This window comes from Halovibrio sp. HP20-59, assembly GCF_033052795.2.
GTDB lineage: Bacteria > Pseudomonadota > Gammaproteobacteria > Pseudomonadales > Halomonadaceae > Vreelandella.
This window is the reverse complement of record NZ_JAWJUW020000001.1, coordinates 200,923-226,818: the sequence shown is the minus strand read 5'-3', so window position 1 is coordinate 226,818 and position 25,896 is coordinate 200,923. Positions and strand designations below refer to the sequence as shown.

The 25,896-nt window shown below is 56.5% G+C and carries 20 protein-coding genes; 13 read left to right on the top strand and 7 right to left on the bottom strand.

From position 1 onward, the window contains the following. Nucleotides 1-346 precede the first annotated feature (346 nt). Nucleotides 347-1,582, top strand: a complete 1,236-nt coding sequence (locus tag RZA33_RS01080; protein ID WP_317505996.1) for a GGDEF domain-containing protein — start codon at nt 347-349, stop codon at nt 1,580-1,582. Here RZA33_RS01080 and RZA33_RS01075 read toward each other — a convergent pair. The 3 genes from RZA33_RS01075 to doeA are packed head-to-tail and all read right to left on the bottom strand — an operon-like array spanning nt 1,579 to nt 4,313. Then, nucleotides 1,579-2,049 (bottom strand): Lrp/AsnC family transcriptional regulator, encoded by a 471-nt coding sequence (locus RZA33_RS01075; protein ID WP_317505995.1) that lies wholly within the window; start codon nt 2,047-2,049, stop codon nt 1,579-1,581. The two genes, RZA33_RS01080 and RZA33_RS01075, sit on opposite strands and share 4 nt — an antisense overlap. Before the next feature lie 8 nt (nt 2,050-2,057). Then, entirely contained in the window at nt 2,058-3,089 is a 1,032-nt protein-coding gene (gene doeB / locus RZA33_RS01070) for a N(2)-acetyl-L-2,4-diaminobutanoate deacetylase DoeB (protein WP_317505994.1), read from the bottom strand. A gap of 24 nt (nt 3,090-3,113) precedes the next feature. Next, nucleotides 3,114-4,313, bottom strand: coding sequence for an ectoine hydrolase DoeA (doeA, locus tag RZA33_RS01065; protein ID WP_317506206.1), 1,200 nt, complete (start codon nt 4,311-4,313; stop codon nt 3,114-3,116). Between the two features lie 402 nt (nt 4,314-4,715). Between doeA and RZA33_RS01060 the strand changes: the two genes are divergently transcribed. The 4 genes from RZA33_RS01060 (at nt 4,716) to RZA33_RS01045 (ending at nt 8,426) form a co-directional block, all read left to right on the top strand. Further along, entirely contained in the window at nt 4,716-5,651 is a 936-nt protein-coding gene (locus RZA33_RS01060; RefSeq protein ID WP_317505993.1) for a glyoxylate/hydroxypyruvate reductase A, read from the top strand. Nucleotides 5,652-5,823: 172 nt separating this feature from the next. After that, nucleotides 5,824-6,483, top strand: a complete 660-nt coding sequence (locus tag RZA33_RS01055) for a hypothetical protein (protein ID WP_317505992.1) — start codon at nt 5,824-5,826, stop codon at nt 6,481-6,483. Continuing rightward, a complete protein-coding gene (locus RZA33_RS01050) occupies nt 6,484-7,416 on the top strand; it encodes a lysine exporter LysO family protein (protein ID WP_317505991.1) in 933 nt (310 codons plus the stop codon). A gap of 137 nt (nt 7,417-7,553) precedes the next feature. Then, complete coding sequence (locus RZA33_RS01045) at nt 7,554-8,426, top strand: DMT family transporter (protein WP_317505990.1); 873 nt, start codon at nt 7,554-7,556, stop codon at nt 8,424-8,426. A 113-nt stretch (nt 8,427-8,539) separates the two neighbouring features. Here the strand turns inward: RZA33_RS01045 and RZA33_RS01040 are convergent, their stop codons facing one another. Both RZA33_RS01040 and RZA33_RS01035 read right to left on the bottom strand, forming a co-directional pair. Beyond that, the gene (locus RZA33_RS01040; RefSeq protein ID WP_317505989.1) at nt 8,540-10,723 is read right to left on the bottom strand and encodes an OsmC domain/YcaO domain-containing protein; all 2,184 of its coding nucleotides are present in this window, start codon (nt 10,721-10,723) and stop codon (nt 8,540-8,542) included. Between the two features lie 118 nt (nt 10,724-10,841). Next, entirely contained in the window at nt 10,842-11,723 is an 882-nt protein-coding gene (locus tag RZA33_RS01035; protein WP_317505988.1) for an alpha/beta hydrolase, read from the bottom strand. Between the two features lie 126 nt (nt 11,724-11,849). On the opposite strand from RZA33_RS01035, the gene RZA33_RS01030 reads away from it, so the two are divergent. Then, on the top strand, nt 11,850-12,860 hold the full coding sequence (locus RZA33_RS01030) for a zinc-binding alcohol dehydrogenase family protein (protein WP_317505987.1): 1,011 nt from the start codon (nt 11,850-11,852) through the stop codon (nt 12,858-12,860). A gap of 19 nt (nt 12,861-12,879) precedes the next feature. Here RZA33_RS01030 and RZA33_RS01025 read toward each other — a convergent pair whose 3' ends face one another. Continuing rightward, complete coding sequence (locus RZA33_RS01025; RefSeq protein ID WP_317505986.1) at nt 12,880-13,476, bottom strand: TetR/AcrR family transcriptional regulator; 597 nt, start codon at nt 13,474-13,476, stop codon at nt 12,880-12,882. 157 nt (nt 13,477-13,633) lie between these two features. On the opposite strand from RZA33_RS01025, the gene RZA33_RS01020 reads away from it, so the two are divergent. The 4 genes from RZA33_RS01020 (at nt 13,634) to RZA33_RS01005 (ending at nt 20,157) form a co-directional block, all read left to right on the top strand. Then, the gene (locus RZA33_RS01020) at nt 13,634-14,848 is read left to right on the top strand and encodes an efflux RND transporter periplasmic adaptor subunit (RefSeq protein ID WP_317505985.1); all 1,215 of its coding nucleotides are present in this window, start codon (nt 13,634-13,636) and stop codon (nt 14,846-14,848) included. Next, on the top strand, nt 14,845-17,967 hold the full coding sequence (locus RZA33_RS01015; protein WP_317505984.1) for an efflux RND transporter permease subunit: 3,123 nt from the start codon (nt 14,845-14,847) through the stop codon (nt 17,965-17,967). The genes RZA33_RS01020 and RZA33_RS01015 overlap by 4 nt, the downstream gene beginning before the upstream one ends. Then, on the top strand, nt 17,967-19,373 hold the full coding sequence (locus tag RZA33_RS01010; protein WP_317505983.1) for an ATP-binding protein: 1,407 nt from the start codon (nt 17,967-17,969) through the stop codon (nt 19,371-19,373). The genes RZA33_RS01015 and RZA33_RS01010 overlap by 1 nt, the downstream gene beginning before the upstream one ends. A gap of 88 nt (nt 19,374-19,461) precedes the next feature. After that, a complete protein-coding gene (locus tag RZA33_RS01005; RefSeq protein ID WP_317505982.1) occupies nt 19,462-20,157 on the top strand; it encodes a response regulator in 696 nt (231 codons plus the stop codon). On the opposite strand, the gene RZA33_RS01000 is transcribed toward RZA33_RS01005, so the two are convergent. Next, on the bottom strand, nt 20,154-21,104 hold the full coding sequence (locus tag RZA33_RS01000; RefSeq protein ID WP_317505981.1) for an alpha/beta hydrolase: 951 nt from the start codon (nt 21,102-21,104) through the stop codon (nt 20,154-20,156). The genes RZA33_RS01005 and RZA33_RS01000 overlap by 4 nt on opposite strands. A 149-nt stretch (nt 21,105-21,253) precedes the next feature. On the opposite strand from RZA33_RS01000, the gene RZA33_RS00995 reads away from it, so the two are divergent. The 3 genes from RZA33_RS00995 (at nt 21,254) to dauA (ending at nt 25,848) form a co-directional block, all read left to right on the top strand. After that, nucleotides 21,254-21,694 (top strand): hypothetical protein, encoded by a 441-nt coding sequence (locus tag RZA33_RS00995; protein WP_317505980.1) that lies wholly within the window; start codon nt 21,254-21,256, stop codon nt 21,692-21,694. A 226-nt stretch (nt 21,695-21,920) separates the two neighbouring features. Continuing rightward, nucleotides 21,921-23,969 (top strand): choline BCCT transporter BetT, encoded by a 2,049-nt coding sequence (betT, locus tag RZA33_RS00990; protein WP_317505979.1) that lies wholly within the window; start codon nt 21,921-21,923, stop codon nt 23,967-23,969. Between the two features lie 151 nt (nt 23,970-24,120). Continuing rightward, a complete protein-coding gene (gene dauA / locus RZA33_RS00985) occupies nt 24,121-25,848 on the top strand; it encodes a C4-dicarboxylic acid transporter DauA (protein WP_317505978.1) in 1,728 nt (575 codons plus the stop codon). Nucleotides 25,849-25,896: the final 48 nt, after the last annotated feature.

Here is a 25,896-nt window from a genome sequence, read left to right as displayed (position 1 = left end):
GGCGACAACCGATTGATCATTGAATATTGAACAAGACGGCTGAGCCGCCGTGTTTCGATGTGTCCAGCCTAGAGGAGATGGCGCACGAAGTGTTTTTGAATGGCGGGCACTTTACGGCGACTTTTTTGGCGAACACCGCTGGAAATGGGATTTTTTTTGGCCGCCAGCTCGCACGACTCACGCGGCGGCACCCTGGACATCCCTGAGGCAGGGACAATTTTACTCGCGGCTGGACGAGGATTATCAGCTAAACTAGCGTATTATCAATGCTGCTCTTGTCACGTAACACGCCAACTACTCAGCCTACCCTCTGACAATTAGGCCGGGCCTGCTGAGAGACACCAACGTGTACCGACTCACATCCTACTACCAGCAGCTTACCCAACCCGCCGCCGACAGCACGGTGCGCCGACAGTACGACCGCGATCGCCACGACGATCGCCTGCGCTCGCTCAAACGTGTTTGTGCATGGCTGGCGCTTTTCTATTTCAGCTACACGCTGGTGGATATTTACCTGCTGCCCGACGCGGCCTGGCGCTCGATCGTGTTGCGCTTCGGTCTGGTCGGCCCGCCCACCCTGCTGCTGTTTGCGTACTTCAAGCGCCCGGTCTCGATTCGTCGCAAGGAACTGGCCGCCGTCTGCCAGGGTTGTCTGGGCACGCTGGTCTGGTGCATGATTCTCGTCAGTGCCGATACGCCCGATGTATTGAATTATTATTACGCGGGGCTGGTGTTTATTCTGGTACTGACCATCGTGGCAACGCCCCCTTTCGAGCAGAGCTTGTACGGCGCGCTTTTTGTCTTTGCCGCGCTTTACACCACCATCTGGTTCTTACCGGAGGTGACGCTTCATTACGTCTTTTTGCACCTTTCGGTGGGCATACCGGTACTGGTGCTTTCGCTGATGGCCAACTACCGTTTTTCCGCCGAGTCGCTCAGGCTTTATCTGGAAAAAAACAGCGTGGATGAGCTTCGCCAGGAGCTCGCCAAGCGTAATGCCGAACTGGAAAGAATCTCCTGCACTGACCCGCTGACAGGGCTTGCCAACCGCAGAGTCCTCGCCCGTCATGCCGACGAACTGAAGCAAAAGACAAACCTACATCAATACCTTACGGTTATGATCGCCGATGTAGACCATTTTAAAGCCTTCAATGACTACTACGGCCATGCTGAGGGGGACAGTTGCTTGCGCGCCGTGGCCAAGGCAATCAGCGCTGCCTGCGACACGCAGGATGTCGTCTGCCGCTTTGGCGGCGAGGAGTTTCTGGTGTTGCGTTCGGAACAAAGCCCGCGGATGGAAAGCGCCCTCGATACAGCGGAGAACATCCGCCAGGCGGTCGCTACCCTGGCGATTCCCCACCAGCCTGTTCAGGAGGCCAAGGTCACCTTGAGCATAGGCGTATGCACCGGCCCGTTCGACCCGGGAGTGGGGCTCGACAGCTTGATCAATGCAGCTGACGTTGCCCTCTATGTGGCCAAGCGCGAGGGACGCAACCGAGTGCGTTACGGCCCCCCGTCCCATGCTGCTCTCGCCCTGCTTGCGCCCCCAGGCCTCGTTACGCCGCCTATCGAGCGCAGCTAAACGTCGATATCGAGGCCAACGGGCTGCTTTTTCACGGTCTTAGTCACAATATAGGTGCAGTAACGCTCGATACCGACCTCCGAGACCAGCCACTTATCCATCAGGCGCTGGTAGCTATCGATACTTCGGGCTTCAAACTTGACGAGATAATCCACTCCGCCGCCCACCGCCACGCACTCGGTGACTTCCGGCGTTTGCATGACCATCGCTTCAAAGCGGGTAAAGCTTTCGGCATTGTGCTGTTTAAGCTCGATTTGCACCCAAACGGGGTTGCGCGGCGTCAGTACGTCGCTATTGATACGCGCGCTGTAGCCTTCGATCACCCCGGCTTGTTCCAGCCGTTTCACCCGTTCCCAGCAGGGGCTGACCGAAAGGTTGATTGCCTCGGCCAGCTTCGACTTGGTGATCCGTCCATCGCGGGCGAGGATGTCGAGTATTTTTAGATCGTAACGGTCAAGTTTCATCACGGCAGGGGCTACGCCTCCAGGCGTTCGACAACATCGGCGATCACCGCCAGGGTGTCCCCCATATTGATCAGCGAGGGCGCACGGCGAGCCATCAGAATGCCGTCACGCTCTGCTTTGTAGGCGACCGGGTCGGTGCCACTGCGGGTCATGTCGTACACGAAGGCAATGGTTTGGCCTTTTTTCACCGCGTCACCCAGCGCCACCAACAGCTCTAAAACGCCCGAGTGCTGGCTCTGCACGTAACAGCTGGCGTCGGGCATATCGAGATATATCTGCCCGCCAGCGGGCATTTCCACCTCGCCCTCCACCAAGCCGTAGTGGATCAGGAAGTTACGCACGCCGCGTTCGGCAATCGCGATGCTTTGAGGTGTCGAGGTGCCGCCGCCGCCAAGTTCGGTGGCCACAAATACTTTGCCCTGGCGCTCGCAGGCGGTGTCGAAGAGTTTTTCCGCATCCAGCTCGAACATCACCATGGCGTAAGGGGCGCCAAACGCTTTGGCGCCTTCCAGTGCGGCCTGCTGCTGCGCTTTGTTATCCAGCACGTGGGAGGCGCCAAACGGCAGAATATCCAGCGTGCGCCCACCGGAGTGCAGGTCGAGCACCACATCGCTCATGGGCACCAGCACGCGGGTAAAGTAGTCGGCAATTTGCGGCGTGACGCTGCCGTTGGGGTCACCGGGAAAGCTGCGATTGAGATTACCTTTATCCATCGGCGAGGTGCGTTTACCCGCCATGACCGCTGGGGTATTCATACACGGTACGATAATCACTCGGCCCGTGACGTCTTCCGCTTTAAGCGTTGAAGACAGTTTCAGCAACGAGGTGATGCCTTCGTACTCATCGCCGTGGTTGCCCCCAGTGAGCAGCGCCGTTGGGCCTTCACCGTTTTTGACCACGGTCACGGGGATCATCACCGCGCCCCAGGCGGACTCATCGGTGGAAATCGGCAATTTTAAAAAGCCGTGCTGTACACCATCGGCATCAAAATCAACGGTAGCGGCAATAGGGCTGGGCCGTAGTTGGCTCAGTTGATCAGTCATTGCATCTTCCTTCTGTACAGGCGGCTATTTTACAAACAGCTGGCGCGGAAAATTGGCCAGGGTTTCGCAGCCGTCTTCGGTAATTAAGATACTTTCAGTAATTTCTAAGCCCCAGTCCTCGACCCACAGCCCCGGCATAAAGTGGAATGTCATGCCGGGTCTCAAGATAGTGTCGTCTGAGGGGCGCAGGCTCATGGTGCGCTCGCCCCAGTCGGGTGGATAGGAAAGCCCGATTGAATAGCCACAGCGAGCCCCGCCGCGGTCAAAGCCATATTTATCCATCGCCGCCCCCAGCGCCATGGCGATATCTGCCGTCCGGTTGCCGGGTTTGGCCACCGCTAGACCGTTTTCGATGCCTTCCAATAGCGCGGATTCGGCGCGAATAAAGTCAACCGGCGGCGTCCCCAGAAACACAGTGCGCGACATCGGCGCGTGGTAGCGCTTAAACACCCCGGCAATCTCAAAAAAGGTGCCTTCGCCTTTACGAAACGGCGTGTCGTCCCAGGTCAGGTGCGGTGCTGCGGCGTCTTTACCGGTGGGCAGCATGGGCACGATCGCGGGATAATCACCGCCAAACACCTTGCCGTTCTCATCGACAAAGCCTTCAATACCGACGCGATAAATTTCTGATACCAGCTTGCTCTTGGGCAAGCCCGGCTCAATCACTTCCAAAATACGCGTGTGCATGCCCTCTACGATTTTAGCGGCTATACGCATATAGGCGATTTCTTGTGAGGACTTAATAGCCCGACACCAGTTTACCAGCCCGTTGGCATCCATAAAGCGCGCGTGCGGTAGCTCTTTAAGCAGGCTCAGATAAGCCTTGGCGGAGAAGTAGTAGTTGTCCATCTCCATGCCTACCACGCCCAAGTGCCAGCCCCGATCGGGCATAATCGACTGGGCCAGATATTCCATGGGGTGCATATCCGGATTCTGTACGTAGTAATCTGGGTAATAGGTCATGTTGTCGGGATCGATCCAGCAGGTGAGTAGCGCACCGTTGGCATCCATGCGCCGCCCGAACCATACCGGCTCGCCTTCAAGGCCCACCAGCACACACTGATGCACGTAAAACGACCAACCATCGTAGCCGGTCAGCCAAGCCATGTTGGAAGGGTCACTGACGATTAATACGTCAATGCCGCGACTGGCCATTTCAGCACGCACTTTCCACACGCGGTCAGCGTACTCTTCGCGTGTGAAAGGTAGGGAAACCTGAGTCATCGGCAACTCGCCATTAAAGATCACCAAGAACCAGCGCACGGGCAAGCAGCGCTGGGCCACAGGATCGACCTGGCCACCACCGATCAGGCGTCGGGGTTGAATCTGCTGCCCTAGCAGCAGGCCCGCCAATGTCGTCTTAACCCGATACTAGCACCGACCCTTGGTCGGCGGTCAAAGGCTTTGTGACAAAAGCTGCATAATAAGAACCAGAGGGTGTCATTCTGGTTACTTTCCTTCACATTTCAGACGACTACATAAACACTTGATCGCTTAGCGGGCTTGATTGCCTATTATTCGCGTCAACGCATTTTCCAGCCCAAAACACCGCTTCTCTTGCAGCGCTAACCCCTCCTCGCCCATGATAGTGGCGACTACCTGACAAGCGATGGAACCGGAGGCGAGATGAAGATTGTCGTGCATATTGACGAAGCTGAACAGTGGCAGGAAGCGCTTGCTGAAGCGTTCCCACAGGCCAAGGTCGTTACCAGCGAGGCGCCCGCCGATGAGCGAAAAGGTGCTGACTACCTGGCTATCTGGAAAGCCCCCGCACATTTACTGCAAGAACAAACACAGCTTAAGGGCATCATCAATTTAGGCGCTGGGGTGGATTACTTGCTGAGAACCCCAGGCCTGCCCAGCGACGTGCCGATTGTAAAATTGCGCGATGCGGGCATGGGTGAATTGATGGCAGACTATGTCCTATATGGCGTACTGCACTTCTACCGCAGCATGGATCGCTACTTAGCACAGCAACCAAGCGCCAACTGGCAGCCGCAACAAGTAGTGGAAAAATCTCAGTGGCCGGTGGGCGTATTAGGCCTGGGCGCGATTGGCAGTTTTGTGGCCAGCTCCTTGCAGCAGGCGGGTTTCCCAGTAATGGGGTGGAGCCGCTCGCCCAAACAGATCAGTGGTGTGCACTGTTTTCATGGCGATGACGGGCTGCCCGAACTGCTCGGCCAGGTGCAGTGCCTTATCACTCTTCTGCCCGATACCGCCGCCACTCACCACATTATTAACACCGAGCGGCTGGCCCAACTGCCCAAAGGCGCCAGCGTCATTAATCCTGGCCGGGGTAGCCTGATAGATGAACAGGCGCTACTGGACGCGCTGGGCAACACTGAGCAGCCGGGGCACTTACGCGGTGCGTTATTGGATGTATTCCATGAAGAGCCGCTGCCCACTGATAACCCGCTATGGCAACACCCTAAGGTGATTGTCACGCCGCATATGGCAGCACCTACCCCACTGAACGATGCTATCGACCAGGTGATCGCCTATTTGCATGCTTTTGAAGCGGGCGAAAAACTTTCTACCGTCAACCCGGAGGCGGGTTACTGACGCCAACCCCCTGTCCGGCTACACTATCGCGCTGGGAACCAAGCAGTGGCTAAAGGCTCTTAGGAAGATACCGTCAATGGAGGAAAGCCCCTTGGTCAATGTTTTTGCACGACGGCCTGGCCGCGCGCTTACAGGTGTAGGGTTAGGTCTTGCTGTCTTGTGCTCAAGTGGCATGACGTTGGCAGCTGAGACGCTCAAAGAGCCACAGCCCTTTGAAGCCCCTCGGCCCTTTGAAGCCCCCCGGCCCTTTGAAGCACAGTACCGGCTTGAGGTACGCGGCTGGCCAAGCGCTACCATCGCCCATCGTCTCTCTTATGAAGGCGACCACTGGCTCAGCGATATGAGCTTTTCGATTACTGTGGCACGCGGCCAAGAGTCCAGTCGGTTTTCGCTGGACGGCGACGATACCCAAGCGCTGCTGTTTAGCAGCAGCTATTCGGTATTGGGCGTGGGTGATCGCTACCAGTTAAACGGGAGGGAGATTCCCACGTTAGATCGCCAATCGGCGCTGTTTGACCTCTCCCGCCGGGCGGGACATGAAAACTGTACACAGAGTACGCCATGCGCGATTGAGTTTGTCGACCAAAAAGGGCGCGATGAGCACTTCCAGTATTATGTTAACGACCCAAGCCGCATTGAGGTACCCGCTGGAGAGTTTGAAGCATTGAACGTGTCACTCATTGATATTGAGAAGCCCGACCGCCTGCTAACCATTAGCTTTCACCCTGACTGGCCCGGCCTAATTTTGTCTGCGGTGTACCAAAAAGACGGCCGTCGCGAAACGCAACTGACGTTAACCCAGTTCCAACCAGACGGGGGCGCGACGCCCTAAATGCTCTCAGGTCTACTCATTGTCCTACTGCCCTTAATATTGGGTTATTTGGTTCGCGTCCGTTCTACGCAGCTTCAGAATCTGATCAACCAGGCGGTCAATAGCTCGGTCTATCTGATTCTACTGTTCATGGGAATAAGTCTTGCCGGGCTTGAAAACCTGACGAGCCAGCTTTCACGCTTAGGTGGCAACGCCCTGCTGCTGTTTAGCATTACCACGGCGTTTAACTTAGCAGCGCTATGGTGGCTATCGCAGCGTTTAACATTGAAGGCAGGCCATTCGCCGGTGGTCAAAGACGCCCCCACCAGTAAGCTGGCCGCGATGCAAGGCTCACTGTTGCTCGTTGCCGTTGTAGCCACCGGCGTTATTTTGGGTCTGCTGCTGGGGCAATATCTAGGTGAAAAGCTTTTCAATACTGCGGATTTACTGGCCGAATGGGTACTCTATCTACTGCTGGCATTGATTGGCTGCCAACTGCGTAATTCCGGCATGCCACTCAGGCAAATCCTACTCAACCGCATGGGGCTAGCGATTGCCGTGACGCTAGCAATAAGTTCGCTGCTGGCGGGCTTAGCTGCCGCCCCGCTGCTCTCATTAAGCTGGAACGAAGGGCTGGCGATGGCGTCAGGCTTTGGCTGGTACTCGCTCTCGGCCATCTTGATTGGCGACCAGCTTGGCCCGCTGATGGGCGGTGTGGCGTTCTTCAACGACCTGACCCGAGAATTGCTGGCGTTTATATTGATTCCGCTGGTGATCCACCGCCATACCGCACTGGCGATTGGCTACGGCGGCGCCACCTCCATGGATTTCACCCTGCCCGTCATTCAACAACACGGTGGCGTGGCTTGCGTGCCGATTGCCGTGGTTAGCGGGTTTATTCTTTCGCTGCTTTCCCCACCGCTGATTCTGTTCTTTCTTTCGCTGTCGAGTTAGCGGCCAGGCAGTCGATTTTCAGCGAATATGTGCCACGCTTGTAGACAGCATGCAGCCGTTCGTGAAGCTAACGCCATTGATGGCGTATGCGGACACTTCTCAGCGGCGGTGCTCTATTCAGGTTGAAAGGAGAAAGAATGGCGGGCGCAAGTACGACTTTTGTGATACTGGCCGCATTTTTTTGGGGGTTAGCAGGCGGGATTGGCGGCATACTGATCGACGATGGCTGGGAGCCATCCGTGGTGTCGTTTTACCGCGGTTTTATTGGGCTTGTTTTTGTACTTGTTTGGCTTGGGCTGCGACCGCAACGCAGTGGGCTGAAAAATAAACAGCTATGGTTTTGGGCAGCTATCGCGGGTCTTGGCGTAGCGGGCAATTTCACTTTCTATTTTATCAGTATTGAGCACGGTAACGTCGCCGTGGCCGCCACTCTGATGTATTGCGCGCCGGTGTTCGTCTACCTTATCTCTTTCGCTTTGAAGCTCGAAAGACCTACCGCTTTAAAGTGGGCTGCCATTGCACTGGTGATGTTTGGCATTGTGCTGTTGACCAAGCTTTATGAGATCAACGCCAGCGACTTATCGCTGATCGGAGTGGCCACTGGCCTGCTGGCCGGTCTCTCCTACGCCGTGTTCATTTTCGGCTTCAAATATGCAGCACCGCACGGCAGCCCCCAGGCGATACTCGTAGTAGCCTTCGCCGTCTTGTCCCTTATGCTCATCGCGCCAAGCGATATTGATCAAGTCGTTAACGTCGTTGGCGCATCGAACTGGCCGTTATTTTTAACCCTGGGCGTTCTGGGTGCAGGTCTTTCGTTCATCTTTTACATCGTTGGGCTGAAATACACCCTGCCCGCCCTAGCCGCCATGGTTGCCATGGTCGAACCCATCACAGCAACCCTATTCGGCGTTGTGGTATTAGCGGAAAGCCTGGGCATCATTCAAGTGATCGGCATGGCGCTAATACTCATTACCGTGACAACGCTGAGCGTTATCTCAAGCAGGACATAGCGCATTACCCGGGCCAAACATACTCAAGCGGGCCGTTACTCAAGCAAACCGTTAGACCTATTCGGCAATGCGATGGGCCAACTTATGAATAAACGGTCCGCTGTTGGGGGCACTTAAATGCCCGCTTTTGCCGCCCGCGCCGCGTGGAGCTTTTTGTAACTGTCGATCAGGCGCTGGTGGCGCTCCAGTCCTTCCAGCTGCATGCTAGTGGGCGTTAAGCCGTGGAAGCGCACTTCGCCACTCACCGAGCCAATCACAGCCGCCATGATTTCCTCACCGAACATACGCTGGAAATTATGCAGGTAATCGTCAAGCGCCAGTTCGTCATCCAGCACAATTTCCAGCACGGCATTTACCGCTTGATAGAACAAGCCGCGTTCAACGGTGTTGTCGTTGTACTGCAGGAACATCTGCACACAGTCCAGCGCTTCTTCGTGACGGCCAAGCGCCAAATAAACCAATAGCTTCAATTCCAGAATCGTCAGTTGGCCCCACTCGGTGTTTTCATCAAACTCGATACCGATCAGCGTGATGATATCGGTGTGGTCATCCATCTGGCTCTCTTCCAGCCGCTCGACCAAGTCAGTCAGTTGATCGTCGTCAAGGCGGTGCAGGTTGAGAATATCCTCGCGGTAATCCAACGCCTTATTGGTGTTATCCCAGATCAAATCCTCAATCGGATACACCTCTGAGTAACCCGGCACCAGAATGCGGCAGACCGGTGCGCCCAAGTCTTCGTGTATCGCCATGTAGGCTTCAGCGCCCAGTTCTTCAAAGATACCAAACAGCGTTTCAGCCTCTTCTTCGTTGCTACCGGAGAAGTCCCACTCGCTGAATTCAAAATCGGGTTTGGCACTAAAGAAACGCCAGGACACCACGCCTACTGAGTCGATAAAGTGCTCAACAAAGTTATTGGGCTCGGAAACCGTCTGTGAGTTAAACGTGGGCGGCGGTAGATCGTTCAGCCCTTCAAAACTGCGGCCTTGCAGCAGCTCGGTCAAGCTGCGCTCCAGCGCCACTTCAAAGCTTGGGTGGGCGCCAAAGGAGGCAAACACGCCGCCTGTACGCGGGTTCATCAAAGTGACGCACATCACCGGGAACTGCCCACCCATGGAGGCATCTTTGACTAAGACAGGGAACCCCTGGGCTTCCAGTGCGTAAATGCCTTCTACGATGCTGGGGTACTTCGCTAATACGTCCTGGGGTACGTCCGGTAGGGTCAATTCCTGCTCGAGAATTTCGCGCTTCACCGCTCGCTCGAAAATTTCCGACAGGCACTGCACCTGGGCTTCCACCAGGGTATTCCCCGCGCTCATGCCGTTACTCAGGAACAGGTTTTCGATCAAATTGGAGGGGAAATAGATCGTTTCACCGTCGGATTGACGTACAAACGGCAGCGAGACGATGCCACGGTCTTCTCGCCCGGAGTTGGTGTCGATAAGATTAGAGCCGCACAGCTCGCCTTCCGGGTTGTAGATCGCAAGGCAGTGCTCATCAAGTATTTCCGCAGGCAGCTCGTCATTTGGCCCTGGCTTGAACCACTTCTCATTGGGGTAGTGAACAAAGTCACTGCCCGCAATTTCTTCGCCAAAAAACTGGTCATTATAGAAGAAGTTGCAGCTCAGGCGCTCAATGAACTCGCCCAGTGCCGAGCACAGCGCGCTCTCTTTGGTGGCGCCTTTGCCGTTGGTAAAACACATCGGCGAGGCCGCATCGCGAATATGCAGCGACCACACGTGGGGCACGATATTGCGCCAGGAGGCAATTTCAATCTTCATGCCCAGGTCAGCCAGAATGCCGCTCATGTTAGCGATGGTCTGTTCCAACGGCAGGTCTTTGCCCTCAATATAGGTATTGCTGCCTTCCGGCGCGCCCATCAGCAGCGCCTGGGCGTCCTCGTCGATATTTTCGACCACCTCGATCTGAAACTCAGGCCCGGTTTGCACGACTTTTTTCACCGTGCAGCGGTCGATGGAGCGCAGCATGCCTTCGCGATCTTTTGCTGAGATATCTTCCGGCAGCTCGACCTGGATTTTGAAAATTTGCTTGTAGCGGTTTTCCGGGTCGACGATATTGTTCTGCGACAGGCGAATGTTCTCGGTCGGAATATTCCGCGCGTTGCAGTACACCTTGACGAAATAAGCGGCACACATGGCCGAAGACGCCAGAAAGTAATCGAAGGGCCCCGGCGCCGAGCCATCACCTTTATAGCGAATCGGCTGGTCGGAGGTGACAGTGAAATCGTCGAACTTGGCCTCCAGACGGAGGTTGTCGAGATAATTAACTTTGATTTCCATGAAGAACGTCCGGAGTAATGGGTGTGCCTGGGCTTTAAAACATAAGCCGGTAGGCGAATTGCCGCCCATTATCCAGTTTTTTACCCGCTTCGTCTTGCTCAGTCGCCCGAATTGCCTGTCAGGCATCGAGAAGAAACGGCAGCGCTTCCTCAAGCAATATTTCAGGGGCCTCCTCGGCGATGTAGTGGCCGCAAGGGAGCGCTTTGCCATCGACATCGGTGGCGACTTTCTGCCACTCGCTTAAAGCATCGAAGCAGGCTTCAATAGCGCCTTTTGCGCCCCACATCACTTTGACGGGGCAGGTAAGTTTTATGCCAGCGTTGATATCTGCCTGGTCATGCAATAGATCAATCGAGGCGCTGGCGCGATAATCGCCACAAATACCGGTGGCGGTCCCGGGGAGCGACAAGCAGCGCTCATATTCGGCCAGGGCTTCTGAGGAGAAAGGCGCCATTCCGGCACTGCGGGCACCCATCACGCTTTTAAGGTACTGGGCAGGATCGCTCTGAATTAGCATTTCCGGCAGCGGCTGGGGGCGAATCAGGAAGAACCAGTGCCAGTAGCTGCGCGCAAAGGCCTCGTTAGTGCCCCGGTACATGGCAAGCGTCGGGGCGATATCTAATAGCACCATGCGCTCGACGCGTTCAGCGTGGTCAACACCTAAACGGTGGGCAACACGTGCCCCACGATCATGGGCCAACACCTTGAAATGCTCAAAACCCAGCGCGCTCATCAGTTCTGCCATATCGGCAGCCATGGCCCGCTTAGAGTAATTAAGGTGTTCAGAGTCGTCGTCAGGTTTACTGCTGTCGCCGTAGCCACGGAGATCCGCCGCAATCACCGTGAAATGTTGGGCAAGCGCTTTGGCCACTTTGTGCCAAATCACGTGGGTTTGAGGGTGGCCGTGAAGCAGTAGCAGTGCCGGGCCGCTACCACCCTTTCGAAAAGCGATATCAATGCCGTTAACGTCGCGCTTCAATTTTTCAAACCCTTCAAACATGGCGTGCTCCTGACTTATCGCATCACTTATCAATGCAGCGGGGGGTATATTACGCGGACCAAACCTTTTTAATAACACGACATCCGGGCATGATGGCGCTACTTAAATTTACCGGAAGCCACCATTATGAAAGCAATCGCCTTTACCCAAAGCCTGCCTATCGACCACCCTGATGCACTACAGGATATCGAGTTACCCACCCCAACCCCAGAGGCCCACGATATCCGCGTGGCAGTCAGGGCGATTTCCGTTAACCCTGTGGATGCCAAAGTGCGCAGTAGCGCCCTGCCGGAAGCCGGCGAGCCACGCGTGTTGGGTTACGACGCGGTAGGCATTGTGGATGCCGTGGGCAGCGCCGTTAGCCGTTTTCAGCCGGGCGACCGGGTGTGGTACGCAGGCAACGTTGCCCGCCAAGGCTCTAATGCCGAGTATCAGCTGGTCGATGAACGCATTGCCAGCTTAGCGCCGAAAAGCCTTTCTGACACTCAGGCGGCGGCGCTGCCCCTTACCGCGATTACCGCCTGGGAGCTGCTGTTTGACCGCTTGGAGCTGGGTATGCGCGATACTCAAGGCAAAAGCCTGTTGGTAATTGGCGCGGCGGGGGGCGTTGGTTCGATCCTGGTGCAGCTTGCTAAACAGCTAACCGATATTAGCGTGATTGGTACAGCCTCTCGGCCAGAGAGCCAAGCCTGGGTGAAATCATTAGGTGCTGATGCGGTAATTGATCACCATCAGCCCATTGATCAGGCACTGAAAGCCGCTGGCTTTGATGGTGTGGACATGGTGATTAGCCTTAACCAGACCGACCACCACTTTGATGCCATTATTGCCGCACTAAAACCTCAGGGTAAATTGGCACTCATTGATGACCCCGAACTAATCGATGTGCGCAAGCTAAAAATGAAAAGCCTGTCGCTGCACTGGGAACTGATGTTTACTCGCCCGTTGTTCACCACGGACGATCTCGTCAAGCAGCACGATTTACTCACGGAAGTCGCCGTCATGGTTGATAACGGCCGTTTAACAACGACCTTAGGTGAGGTGCTGGGCTCCATTAACGCCGAAAACCTAAAGCGCGCTCACGCGCTGATCGAAAGCAACCGTACGATTGGCAAGCTGGTATTAGAAGGGTTTTAAACGCATTAAGCCCATCGCCTTAGCGAGGCGATGGGCTTATCAGTACCTGCTCGAACAAAATCTTTTCAAAATGCTCCATGGGCTCGACGGATTTTAGCGTTTTAGCGCGCAAAATAGCGCCTTCCCAGCCGGTTAGAATAAAACTGGCGAGCGCTTCCGGGGGAGTATTCATGGCGATGTCGCCGCGCGCCTGGGCCTCTCTCAAGCAGAGTACAAAGCGTTGCTCCCAGCGCTGAAACACCAAGTTTAAAGCGTCCCGAAAGGTGTCGCTTTGGCCAGACAGTTCTTGGCCCAGATTACCAATCAGACAGCCTGTAGCGTGATCACATTCAAGCATATGATCGCGACCAAGCGCGAAGTAGCGCCTTAAACGCTCTAGCGGCGGTGTTTCACTATCTTCCAGCAGCGCCACTAACGTTGCATCATAGCTCGTTGCAAACCGCTCGATCACGGCAAGGCCGAAATCTTCTTTACTGGAAAAATAGTGGTAAAAGGAGCCTTTTGGCACACCGCACGTTTTTAAAACGGCATTAATGCCCGTCGCGTTATAGCCTTGCTGGCCAATCAGCTGAGCGCCTGTATCAATCAATTTGTCACGCGTTGCGGTGTTTTTCATACGTATTAAAGTAGACCAGTCAGTCCATTCTTATCAAGTGGGCGTGGGTTGCATACTATTTGCACATTATTTGCCTAATGGCTGCTTACCAATGCGTGATGCTAGCATCATACGCTTTTTTTCTGGAAATTTTGCTCACAATGGATGACGCGCGGTAATGACATCAACACGTTCCTTCTGTTCTTCCCATTCGCCGTATCAGCAAGGCCGTATTCGTTTGGGTGCCGTGGTGGCTTTATTAATTCTTGCTGGAACGTTGTCGGTCGCGTGGTGGATCATGTCACAACCGCCGCGTATTGAGCGCACCCCACCACCCGAGCCGCGCCCAGTAATGGTCGATGTCGTTACCGTAGCGGCCAGTACCCAGGCACCCGAACTGCATGGTTTTGGCCGCATTGAGGCCGAAAAAGAGGCGATGTTGGCAAGCCGTGTAGCGGGCCAGTTAGAACGTTTTGCTACCAATGTTATACCGGGTCAAGTCGTCGAGCAGCAAGCGCCGATCGCTTACATTGATCAAGCCGACCTTGCCCTTGCGCTAGAAGATGCTGAAGCAGTACTGGCGAATGCTCAAGCCCAGCTTGCCTTAGAACAGGCAGAGCAGCAACGTGCACGCAGCGAGTACGAATCCTTTGGCCGCCAACTCTCCGCTGAGCGTCGCTCGCTGGTACTCCGCGAACCACAGCTGCGTCAGGCGCAGTCGGAGGTGACCCAAGCGCGGGTTGCCCGTGACCAGGCGGCGCTAAATATCGAGCGTGCCACTCTCACTGCCCCGTGGCGGGCCATGGTGCAAGAGCGCTTAGTCGGCGCAGGCAGCCTGCTCAGTCAAGGCACTGAAGTCCTGCATTTGGTTGGCGTTGAGCAGTTTTGGGTGCGCGCGTCCCTGCCCGGTGAGTGGATAGAGTGGCTTGACATCGGCAGCAACGTCACTTTGACGAGCCGCGGCTGGCCGACAGACGCCGCACGCCAAGGCACGTTGGTATCGGTGCTACCCAGCTTGGAAGAGAATGGCTTGCAGGCACAGCTGTTAATCGCTGTCGACGATCCACTGGCGTTAGCAACAGATGGCCCAGCGCTGCGTTTAGGCGATGTGCTGCGGGTTTCTTTTCAACCGTCCATTCAAGGCCAACTCATCACATTACCGTCTGCGGCCCTACGTCCAGGTGACATCGTGTGGCTCGTCGATGAGGACAACCACCTGCGGCGCACGTCGGTCACCTTGGCCTACCGCGGTGAAGATAGCGCCTTAATCAGTGAGGGATTAGACGTTGGCCAGCGGGTGGTCACCGCCGGCTTGGCTCAGCCTCAAGAAGGTCAGCAGGTGCGCATTCGCCAAGCAAATGACACCCCGGCCAGCCAGGGAGACGCCCCATGATAATGCGCCGCGGTCCACTGGCCTGGATGGTCGATCACGGGGTAGCACCTAACTTGCTGATGGTGCTGTTTATCGTCGGCGGTCTAATGGCTTCTCTGGCGATTAAAAAAGAGGTGTTTCCCGAATTCACCACCGAAATTGTGCAAGTGTCTATCAGCTACCCCGGCGCCACCCCGGAAGACGTTGAGCAAAGCCTGCTGCAACCGCTGGAAGCCGCTATTGCCGATGTGGAGGGCATCGACGAACTGACCGCCACCGCCAATGAAGGCAGCGCCAGCGTTAGTGCTACCCTTATTGACGGCATTGATGTGATGCGCGCCTACCAGGAAATCCAGCAGGCGGTGAACGCTATCACTACCCTACCCAGCGCCGCAGACCCACCTCGTTTTACCTTGGCGGGCGGGTCGCGCAGTGTCTTGAACCTGCAAGTGTATGGTCACGTTGGTCTGGAAGCGCTGCACGATGCGGCCGAAAATGTACGCGGCGACCTCCAGGCCGTTTCCGGCATTTCCAAAGTAGAGCTATCCGGCAATCGCGATCGGGAAATTCAAGTCAACCTGGATGAAGAAGCCATTGAGCGCTATGGGTTGGACCACCAGGAATTGGCGGGACGTATCGCAGAAGAAGCGCTTGATCTGGCCAGCGGGCAATTAACCACCGCCGAAGGCGAGTGGTTGATTCGCTATCAGGGCCGACGCAACAGCGCTGAGGCGTTTGCCGAGCTGCCTATCCTGACCAGCATCCAGGGAACGCCGATTACCTTAGGCGATATCGCCCAGGTCACCGATGGCTTTGCCGAAACCGACCGCGAAGTGTTTTACAACGGCCAACCAGGGCTTTCCGTCGATGTTTACCAGATTGGCGACCAGACACCCACCAGTATTTCAGAAGCGGTTAACGCCGAACTTGAGCGCTTGCGCACGGGTTTGCCGACAGGCGTGAGCCTGGCTATCTCCCGTGATAGCTCAGAAGTTTACGAGGCTCGACTGGGCCTACTTTTAAAAAACGCCTGGATGGGCCTAGCGCTGGTATTGGTACTCATGGCGCTATTTTTGGAAGCGCGGTTGGCGTTCTGGGTCACGCTGGGCATTCCAACCGCCTTTCTAGGCGCCATGCTGTTTCTGCCTTGGATCGGCGTCTCGCTCAACATGATGTCGATGTTCGCCTTTATTATCGCCCTGGGGATCGTGGTGGATGACGCCATTATCGTTGGCGAGAATATCTATAGCTACCGGGAAGAAGGCTATTCGCTGCGCGATGCGGCGGTCAAAGGGGCCAGCGAAATTGCCACCCCGCTGACCTTTGCCATTCTTTCCAACATTGTGGCTTTCCTGCCGCTACTGTTTTTACCCGGCTTCCTGGGGCTGATTTTTGCCACCGTGCCCGTCGTTGTGGTGACAGTATTCTTGATCTCATGGCTGGAAGCCCTGGTGATTCTGCCCGCCCACCTGGCGCATAGCCGCAAGCCCCGCCAAACACCCAAGTGGCAGCGCCCGCTTGAAGCACTGCGCCAACGTCTTCAGGGCGGCTTGCATCACTTCACCTATCGCCAGTTTGAGCCGTTTCTGCAACGCGCCCTGAACCAGCGCCTGCTGAGCATTTCAGTGGGGATCGCCATTCTGCTCATCGCGCTCTCCTGGGCAATGAGCGGGCGTTTGGGCTTTTCCCTGATGCCTCGGGTCGAATCGGATCAGGTGCAGGCCACGGTCACCCTGCCCATTGGTAGCAATATCAACGTTAGCCGCGAGCTTAGCCAACAGCTGCTTGATGCCGCCGATGCCCTTAGCGAGCGCGAAGAGACGCTGAGCTTTAGCAGCTCACGTAGCCGCTTAGATGGCGAAAGCTTGGAAGTGCGTTTGGATATTGCCAGCGACAGCCTGGCGGCGTGGCCCCCCTCCCGGATTGCCCGTGAGTGGCGTTCGTTAACCGGCGATTTGCTGGGTGCCCAGTCTGTTCGCTTTGAGTCGGACGTTGGCGGCCCCGGTAGCGGTGCGGCGCTAAGCCTGCGTCTTTCACACTCTGACACCCAAGTGCTTGAAGCAGCCGCCGAACGGCTGGCAGCAACCCTGAGCGGCTATGGCCTCACGGATATCGACAGCGGCATAGGCGACGGTAAGCCTCAGCTCGAAATACGCCTTTCTGCTGAAGGTCGCGCCCTGGGACTCACTGGCAGCAATTTAGCCCAAGCGCTGCGTGGGCCGCTTCAAGGAGCCACCGCGCTTGAACAGTACGTGGGTCGCAGCGAAATCAGCGTTGAGGTACGTTTACCCAACGACAACCGCGACAGTTTGAATGAACTTTACCGCATGCCGATACGCACCCCCGATGGTCTGAGCGTACCGCTATCGCGGGTCGCGGATATGACCGTCAGTCAAGCGTCTAGCAGCCTTGAACGCATTAACGGGCGGCGCATTATTACCGTCACTGCGGATTCGCAAAGCGACCAAGCGATCAACCAAGTGCTTGCGACGCTGCAGGAAGAGGCGTTTCCCAACCTCACCTCGACGTGGCCGGGGCTGGAAGTCAGCATGGGCGGGCGCCAGCAAGACACCGCCGACAACCTAGCAACCCTGAAAACCGCAATGTGGTTAATGATTGCCGCGCTTTATGCATTGCTGGCTATCCCGTTTAGAAGCTACCTACAGCCGCTGCTGGTGCTGGCCGCCATTCCCTTTGGCATCGTGGGTGCGGTGGCCGGCCACATGATCATGGGCTTCGGGCTTTCGATTATCAGCCTGCTGGGTATGCTGGCGCTCTCAGGCGTAGTGATTAACGATGCCCTGGTGCTGATCGACTACGCCAACCGCAAACGCGGCGAAGGCATGGCCGCCCGGGAAGCTATCGTGGCGGCAGCCACCCGACGCTTACGCCCGATCATGATGACCACGCTGACGACTTTTCTAGGTCTGGCACCCATGATCCTGGAAACGTCCAGGCAGGCGCGCTTTATGATCCCCATGGCGATCTCACTCGGCTTCGGCATGCTCTTCGCCACAGTGATACTGCTGATCCTGGTGCCCTGCCTCTATCTAGGCATGGAGAATGTGCGCGAGCGGCTCAGCGCGCCACGCCAACCAGCACTTGATGAAAAGCCTAGCCAAGAAGAAGGAGCCCACTGATGGCCTTGCTCAAAGCGATACGTCAATGGCGCCCCTCGCGGCTGGGACTCAAGCTGTTCGTCATTATTCTCAGCGTCAATGTAGCGATCTCAGCCAGTATGTTTCTTGCCGTCTCGTACAGTATTGACCGCGGTTTTCTCGACTACCTCAACCAGGCCCAGGAGCGCCGTGCCACACTGTTGGCCGATGGACTCGTCACTCGCTGGGAAACCCAGCAGAGCTGGGGCTGGCTGGAGCAGTCACCGGAACGCTGGCCGTATATCGTCCGCTTTGAACTGGGCCAGGCGCACCGTGACCGCCCTTCGCCACTCGGCGAGGCGCGGGATTTCACCCTGCGCGCAGCGGATGGCCGCTTTGTGGTGCCGCCTAGAAGCGGGCGCGGAGGCTCGGGCAGTTGGCATTGGCTCACCCTGCGCAGCGGCGATACCCATATCGGCTCGCTGGGATTTCGGCCGCCCCGAGAAATGATGGAGCGCATGGAGAGTCGCTTCCTTGAGCGACAGCAGCGCAACTTGGTGCTTATCGTGGTATCACTCTGCGTTGCCTCGCTGCTGCTGGCGGGCGGGCTCTCCTGGTGGCTGGGGCGACGCACCCGGGCACTGGCGGGGGCCACGCTGCGGCTTACCGAGGGCGATTATCGCACTCGACTGCCTGAACGCGGTCGCGATGAGCTATCGCGCCTGGCGCGCGACTTCAACGTATTGGCGGCCACGCTGGAAGCCAGCCGCGATGCCCGCGCCCGATGGGTGTCTGATACCGCCCACGAGCTGCGCACGCCGCTGGCGGTACTGCGCGGCGAGATCGAAGCCATGCAGGATGGCATTCGTCCGTTAAATCAGGAAAACCTTAGCTCTCTCGCTCAGGAAGTTGGGCAGTTAGAGCGCTTAGTCGCGGATTTACGCCTGTTGTCGCAAAGCGACGCAGGGGCGCTGGATATTCAACTGGCACCGATGGATCTTAGCGACTGCCTTGCCGGCCGCCTGGCCGACGCCGACCGCTGGTTAGTCGAAAGCGGTTTAACGCTGACCGAACAGATCGAGCCTGGCATTATGATTCGTGGCGATGCCCAACGCCTGCGCCAGCTGTGGAACAATCTGCTGGATAACAGCTGCGCCTACACCCAACCGCCGGGCGAGCTGCGTGTCACGCTCACCGCCCGGCAGGGGATGGCCGTGGTGACCTGGGAAGATAGTACCCCAGGCGTGCCAGAGGAAGAGCTAGCACGCTTAACCGAGCGGCTCTATCGCGTGGAAAACTCGCGCAGCCGTGCCAGCGGCGGCAGCGGCTTGGGGCTCTCCATTGCAAGCGCCTTGGTCAATGCACACGGTGCAACGTTGACGCCCTCTATCTCAACGCTAGGAGGGCTACGTTGGACACTGCGTTTTCCGCTGTTGGCTGCGGATTAATATTTCCGGGATTAATGTTTCAAGCACGAATATCACAAGAATCGTTATGCCCGGCTTTCACGTTCACTGTTAAGCGAGTCTACCTTATATGCCTCATGCTGCCTCTTTACTGATTGTCGAGGATGAACCAAAAATTGCCCGCCTGATGGAGGACTACTTAACCACCCACGGTTTTGAGGTAACCACCCTGGGCCATGGCGACGAGGTGATACCGTGGTTGGAGCAGCACTCCCCAGCGTTGGTACTCCTAGACATCATGCTGCCAGGTAAAGATGGCCTCACCCTCAGCCGTGAAATACGTCAAAAGTGGCCAGCCATTGCCATCATCATGGTCACCGCCAAGGTAGAAGAGGTCGACCGCTTGCTAGGGCTGGAACTAGGCGCCGACGACTATATCTGCAAACCGTTTAGCCCCCGGGAAGTCGTCGCTCGGGTCAAAGCGGTACTACGCCGTAGCCAAGCGGCGGCCGATGCCCCAGTCGAGGTGCAAAACGCACCGGTGGTATTAAACGAAGATGGCTGGCAGGCGCTCGCTTACGGGCAGGATATAGGACTCACGGCGGTAGAGTTTCAGCTGTTGCGGGTGATGATGCAGGCGCCGGGGCGAATCTTCAGCCGTGAACAGCTAATGGATCACATGTACCGCGACAACCGCATCGTCTCGGAGCGCACCGTGGACAGCCACATTAAAAAGCTGCGCAAGAAAATCCACGAAGCGCTCCCCGAGCTGGACATTATTCGCTCGGTCTATGGCGTCGGCTATAAGTATCAGCCGGAGGGTTAAGGGTTGACCTGCTGATTAAGAAACGCGATGCCCGCATCAATGGCGCAGCCACGCAGCAGGAAGCTGGTAATGTGGCCGCGCCAGCGCTGCAGATACAGCTCGCTCTCAATATTGTTGCCCTGCAGGGCTTGATAGAAGTCAGTGGCGTGATCCACCGGTACCAATTGATCCCACTTGCCGTGGAACAGAAAAAACGGCGGCGCCTGCGGGGTAAGCTGCCGCGCGGGTGAAGCGAGACGATACGCCTCAGGCTCTTCGGCACGGGTTCCACCGATAAAATCTACGACCAAGCGTCCATCGTCGAATTTAAGCAAGTCACTAGGCAGACCACCGGCTAGCACGGCGGCTAAGCGGCTCTGTTCGCCGCCGTAAGGGTCAGCCAACGGCCCTTCCACTCCGGCAACCGCCAGCAAGCTCACCAAATGGGCGCCGGACGAAAACCCAACGCCTACAATACGTTGCGTATCCACCCGCCACTGGTCGGCATGGGCGTGAATCCAGGCCATGGCTTGCTGTAAATCATGCAGTTGGCTAGGAAAGCGATATTCCGGCGCAAAGCGATACTCAATATTGACCGCCACGTAGCCTTGCCCCGCCAACTGCTCGGCGATGCCCTGCATATCTTCAGGGGAACGGTTGCGCCAGCCACCGCCGTGCACCACCAAAGCTGCGGGTCGCCGTGCATCGCTGTCATCGCTGGGTAGATAAACGTCGGCTTTGAGCGCCTGCGGCCACCCATCGGGCGTGTAGGTTCTTGCTGATAAACGTGTAAAAGGCTGGGGATCACCGAGTGGCCTACTTTCAATGGCCGGCTCACCTTGGCTAAGGTGCTGGGATGCGCTGCACCCACTCAGCATTAAGGCAAGCGCCCCAAGGCCGGTCACGCGGCGGAGGGCGGTAAATGCGCCGCGCTGATGCCACACGCGAAATAGCTCGGTTCGCGACATTCTGTTTCTCCTTGATAAATAGGTGACCCCTCACCTACTAACTACGACTCACAGCAAACCAATAAGATCATGATTGTTGCACACTATCTGCAAACGATTTGCACGTCGCCTAGCAATACTGTGATCGTCAACTCACCAGGAGAGATGCAATGAACATTTCAAGTGCTAAGAAAGCTTCTAATACTAAAAAACTGTCAATTCGCCAACTGTTTGCCCCTGCCCTGCTGGCTATCGCCATTATGCCATTAGCGTTTACCGCTCAAGCACATAGTCACGGTGATCATGAGGGCAAAGGCCCTGATCGCGAACGTATGGAAGAACGCATGGAGGAACGTCGCCAAGCAGTATACGAAAGCGCTGATATCTCAGCAGAGAAACAGGCTGAGCTTAACGAAGCACATGCAGAGCATCGCGAAGCCATGCAGGCACTGCGTGAAGAGCATCACGAGCGGGTAGCTGAAATTCTCACAGACGAAGAGCAGGAAGCGCTGCGTAACGCGATGCACGAAGCTCATGAAGCGTATCGTGGCAAGCACGGCAAGCGTGATCATCACGAGGGTAATAGTAACGAGAACGCCGATAGCGAATAAACGCAGGCCAAACCTCAAACCTTAATCCAACGCCCGGTTTTTCCGGGCTTTTTTGTGTCTGCGCTTTCATCATCACCCGGCTAACTCCACGCTAATTCAACCGAAATAGAGGAGGTGAACTTGAAGAGGGTCACTTAATCGCGTATTTTATTTGAACGTTCATTCAAAATAAAAAGTGTTCCTCACCCTTCCCTAACGTATCTTTTAATAACAGGAGAGCGCCTGCATGGCGAAAGACAATCCCATCCTCCCCTCCCGCGACCGTCTTAATCCCGTGGTTTTCCACGGTAGTGTGGCGGGCATCATCGTTTTCTTAGTGCTCACCATGCTGTTTACCGAACAAGCTGGCGCTTTCTTTGATGCAGGCCTCGCCTGGGTCAGCAAAACCTTTGGCTGGTACTACATGCTTGCCATCGTGGCGTACCTGGTGTTTGTGATCGCCATCGGACTATCGCGCTTTGGCAGCATCCGCCTAGGGCCTGATCACTCGCGACCCGAGTTTTCACTGCTATCTTGGTCGGCCATGCTGTTTGCCGCGGGCATCGGCATTGACCTGCTGTTCTTCAGCGTTGCTGAGCCAGTCGCCCACTATTTGGCACCGCCGGATTTAACCCCGGAGAGCCAGGCTGCTATGCGTAACGCCGTCGTTCAAACCTATCTGCACTGGGGGCTCTCTGGCTGGGGTCTGTACGTGTTGATGGGTATGGCGCTGGCCTACTTTAGCTACCGTCATCGCCTGCCGCTGGCGATTCGTAGCGCGCTCTATCCGATCCTGGGCAAGCGTATTCACGGCCCGATTGGCAACGCGGTAGATATTACCGCAGTGATCTCCACTGTGTTTGGCATCGCCACGAGCCTCGGGATCGGCGTAATGCAGTTGAACTACGGCCTGGCATATATGTTTGACGTGCCGGAAACCATCACCGTGCAGATCATTTTGATCGTCATGGTGGTGATATTAGCGACGATTTCTGTCGTAACCGGTGTCGAAAAAGGTATTCGCCGCCTCTCTGAATTCAACATGCTGTTGGCGTTAGCGCTGATGCTGTTTGTACTCTTCTCAGGCGACACCCTGGTGCTGCTGGATAAAGTCGTTAATAACGCCGGTGACTACCTGTCGGGCTTTGTCGGTGCCAGCTTTGACACCTACGCCTTTGCCGATGAAGGCGCCCGTGAGTGGAAAATGTGGTGGACGATCTTCTTCTGGGGCTGGTGGATAGCCTGGACACCGTTCGTCGGTCTGTTCCTAGCGCGTATTTCCCGTGGTCGTACCATTCGTGAGTTTGTCGCAGGCGCCTTGTTTATTCCGTTGGCCTTTATGATGGTATGGATGTCGGTATTCGGTAACACCGGTATCGAACTGGTGGCCAATCAAGGCGTGGTTGAACTAGGCGAACAGGCGCTCAACACCCCGCAAACCACCCTCTACACCTTGCTTGAGTACTTCCCCTACACGGGCCTGACCGCCGCTGTTGTGACTGTTCTCGGCATTGTGTTCTTTATTACCTCTGCGGACTCCGGTGCCTTGGTATTGGCCAACTTCACCTCTATTTTAAGCGACGTGAACCACGATGCGCCGGTGAAGTTACGTATTTTCTGGTCGGCGGTGATTGGCTTGATCACCATCGCCCTATTAATGGCCGGCGGCTTGAACGCACTGCAAAGTGCCGTGGTGATAACCGCACTGCCGTTCTCGTTGGTTATTTTCGCGGTCATGGTAGGTATGTACAAAGCACTGAAATTGGAAGGCAAAAAAGCCGATGCCCGCCGCATGATTGCCGGTGGCGCTCCGGGTGGCGATTGGAAAGAACGTTTGGACCGCGCCTTGGATACGTCTACCCGTGCGGGTGCCGCCGCAACTCTTGAGCACTCGATTCGCCCGGCGATGACCCAGTTTGCCCAGGAGCTTGAAAGCCGTGGCCAAACCGCCAACGTCACTGAAGAGCACCTAGAGGGCGAGACACTGCCTAACCTGATGCTCCAGGTTGATTTCGGCGACGCTACCAGCTTTGTCTACCAGGTTTGCCCGCACCGCATGCGCACACCTAGCTTCATACCGGCGGACGATGACTTCTATGTGCGTTTGGATGTTTTCCTTGCCGAAGGCGGCCAAGACAAAGACCTTAACGGTTACACCCGTGGTCAGGTGATCGGTGATTTAGTGGCTGAGTATGAGCGCCACTTACACTTCCTCGCCTTGGCCGGTGAGCAGATGGGCCATGTGCAGGCAATGCCCGGCACCATCGGCGAACCGCCGGAAGACTCGCAGATGTAAGTAAGCGTAAGCTCTTAGCCTAAAATCAAACCCAGCCAAGCGGCTGGGTTTTTTGTGCGCGAACGACTCCGCGACTAACGCCTTGTTGTGCAAATTTCAGCGCAGGCGTAGCGTAATGGCTTGTTTTAGCTATTTTTAGGAGGATTGCCCGATGTCCCGCGCCCATCGATCTTCGGGATACGTTTTCCCGCTGCCTGGCAGTGCGTTGGTAAATGCCTGGCGTGAAGGATATACGCTGGCCAAATTCAAGCGCGATGTGATGGCGGGGCTGACGATTGGTGTGGTGGCGGTACCGCTTTCCATGGCGCTGGCAATTGCCACCGGCGTGCCCCCTCAGCACGGGCTGTACACTGCCATCGTGGCGGGCGCGGTGATCGCCTTGACCGGCGGTTCGCGGTTCAATATTTCGGGCCCTACCGCCGCTTTTGTCGTGATCCTCTTTCCCATTGTGGCCAATCATGGTTTGGGCGGGCTGCTGATTGCTACCTTGATGGCCGGTGCCATTTTGGTCGCGCTGGGGCTTTCACGGCTGGGCAGCCTGATTCAATACGTCCCCTACCCGGTGATTCTGGGCTTTACGGCGGGCATTGGCGTCGTCATTGCGCTGCTGCAACTACCCGATTTTCTCGGTTTGGCCGGGGTCGAGCTCGGCGAGAGTACTATCCGTAACCTCATGCTGATTGGTCGAGCGCTGCCCACTCTGTCACTGGCTGAGATCAGCGTGGGGCTTGTGACCTTGGCAACGCTGCTAATCTGGCCCCGGCTGAATACGCCAGTTCCTGCCCCACTGGTTGGCCTGGTGGTGGGCACCCTGGCCGCCGCGCTGCTGCTGACGGGTGGCGTCGAGGTCGATACGATCGCCTCGCGCTTTAGCTGGGAGTTCGAGGGCGCGAGCGGCAGTGGTATTCCGCCCTTCGCGCCTAGCTTTACCGCCCCGTGGCATTTTCCTGGCGCCGATGGCGTTCCGCTTGAGATCGACTTTGCGCTGATTCAGGCGCTGCTTGGCCCGGCACTGGCGATTGCTCTGCTGGCGGCGATCGAGTCGCTACTGTGTGCCGTGGTGGCAGATGGCTTAACTCGCACCCGCCATGATCCTAATGCCGAGCTAATTGGCCAGGGGCTGGGCAATATGGTGGTGCCCTTCTTCGGCGGCATTACCGCCACGGCGGCCCTAGCCCGGACCGCGACCAATATCAAAAGTGGTGCCTTTTCACCTGTCGCTGCGGTGGTGCATTCAGTCGTGGTGCTACTTGCCGTGGTGGTGCTCGCGGGAGTACTAGGCTATGTACCCATGGCCGCTCTGGCCGCCTTGCTCTTTATCATCGCCTGGAACATGAGCGAGGCGCGCCACTTTATGCATACGCTGAAAAGCGCCCCCGCTAGCGATGTTTGGGTGCTAGTGATCTGCTTTGCACTCACGGTTGTTTTCGACATGGTGATTGCCGTGGCCGTGGGTATTGGCCTAGCCGCTGCACTGTTTATTCGGCGTATGGCACAGCTGACGCATACCCAACGTTTAGCCGCACCCGACACCGGCGAACATTTCCCACCGGAAGTAGCGCTTTATAAGATCAGTGGCCCGCTGTTTTTTGGCGCAGCAGAAAAGGCCATTGCCACACTCAGAGTGATTGATCACAGCGTGAAGGTTGTCGTACTGGATATGCGCGATGTGCCCAGCCTGGACACCACTGCCATGGTAGCGCTTGATACGCTACGCCGAGAATTGGGTGCTCAAGGAGTGGGGGTAATATTTGTAGGGCTGGCGCCGCGCATGGTGCTGAAAATTAAGCGCGCTGGCATTCAACGCGAAACGGGTAAGCTAGCGGTCGTCAGTAACCTTGCCCACGCCGAGCGCATGACGCGGCGTTGGTTGGACTGACGGGAGAACGGCGAGGTAACGTCGAGGATTAAATAGGGGGAGCTGTCT

What these genes read in the sequence shown, in the direction of transcription:
- doeB (WP_317505994.1), bottom strand. Translation starts at nt 3,089, where the DNA reads ATGACTGATCAACTGAGCCAACTACGGCCCAGCCCTATTGCCGCTACC.
- doeA (WP_317506206.1), bottom strand. Translation starts at nt 4,313, where the DNA reads ATGACTCAGGTTTCCCTACCTTTCACACGCGAAGAGTACGCTGACCGC.
- RZA33_RS01060 (WP_317505993.1), top strand. Translation starts at nt 4,716, where the DNA reads ATGAAGATTGTCGTGCATATTGACGAAGCTGAACAGTGGCAGGAAGCG.
- RZA33_RS01055 (WP_317505992.1), top strand. Translation starts at nt 5,824, where the DNA reads ATGACGTTGGCAGCTGAGACGCTCAAAGAGCCACAGCCCTTTGAAGCC.
- RZA33_RS01050 (WP_317505991.1), top strand. Translation starts at nt 6,484, where the DNA reads ATGCTCTCAGGTCTACTCATTGTCCTACTGCCCTTAATATTGGGTTAT.
- RZA33_RS01045 (WP_317505990.1), top strand. Translation starts at nt 7,554, where the DNA reads ATGGCGGGCGCAAGTACGACTTTTGTGATACTGGCCGCATTTTTTTGG.
- RZA33_RS01040 (WP_317505989.1), bottom strand. Translation starts at nt 10,723, where the DNA reads ATGGAAATCAAAGTTAATTATCTCGACAACCTCCGTCTGGAGGCCAAG.
- RZA33_RS01035 (WP_317505988.1), bottom strand. Translation starts at nt 11,723, where the DNA reads ATGTTTGAAGGGTTTGAAAAATTGAAGCGCGACGTTAACGGCATTGAT.
- RZA33_RS01030 (WP_317505987.1), top strand. Translation starts at nt 11,850, where the DNA reads ATGAAAGCAATCGCCTTTACCCAAAGCCTGCCTATCGACCACCCTGAT.
- RZA33_RS01025 (WP_317505986.1), bottom strand. Translation starts at nt 13,476, where the DNA reads ATGAAAAACACCGCAACGCGTGACAAATTGATTGATACAGGCGCTCAG.
- RZA33_RS01020 (WP_317505985.1), top strand. Translation starts at nt 13,634, where the DNA reads ATGACATCAACACGTTCCTTCTGTTCTTCCCATTCGCCGTATCAGCAA.
- RZA33_RS01015 (WP_317505984.1), top strand. Translation starts at nt 14,845, where the DNA reads ATGATAATGCGCCGCGGTCCACTGGCCTGGATGGTCGATCACGGGGTA.
- RZA33_RS01010 (WP_317505983.1), top strand. Translation starts at nt 17,967, where the DNA reads ATGGCCTTGCTCAAAGCGATACGTCAATGGCGCCCCTCGCGGCTGGGA.
- RZA33_RS01005 (WP_317505982.1), top strand. Translation starts at nt 19,462, where the DNA reads ATGCCTCATGCTGCCTCTTTACTGATTGTCGAGGATGAACCAAAAATT.
- RZA33_RS01000 (WP_317505981.1), bottom strand. Translation starts at nt 21,104, where the DNA reads ATGTCGCGAACCGAGCTATTTCGCGTGTGGCATCAGCGCGGCGCATTT.
- RZA33_RS00995 (WP_317505980.1), top strand. Translation starts at nt 21,254, where the DNA reads ATGAACATTTCAAGTGCTAAGAAAGCTTCTAATACTAAAAAACTGTCA.
- betT (WP_317505979.1), top strand. Translation starts at nt 21,921, where the DNA reads ATGGCGAAAGACAATCCCATCCTCCCCTCCCGCGACCGTCTTAATCCC.
- dauA (WP_317505978.1), top strand. Translation starts at nt 24,121, where the DNA reads ATGTCCCGCGCCCATCGATCTTCGGGATACGTTTTCCCGCTGCCTGGC.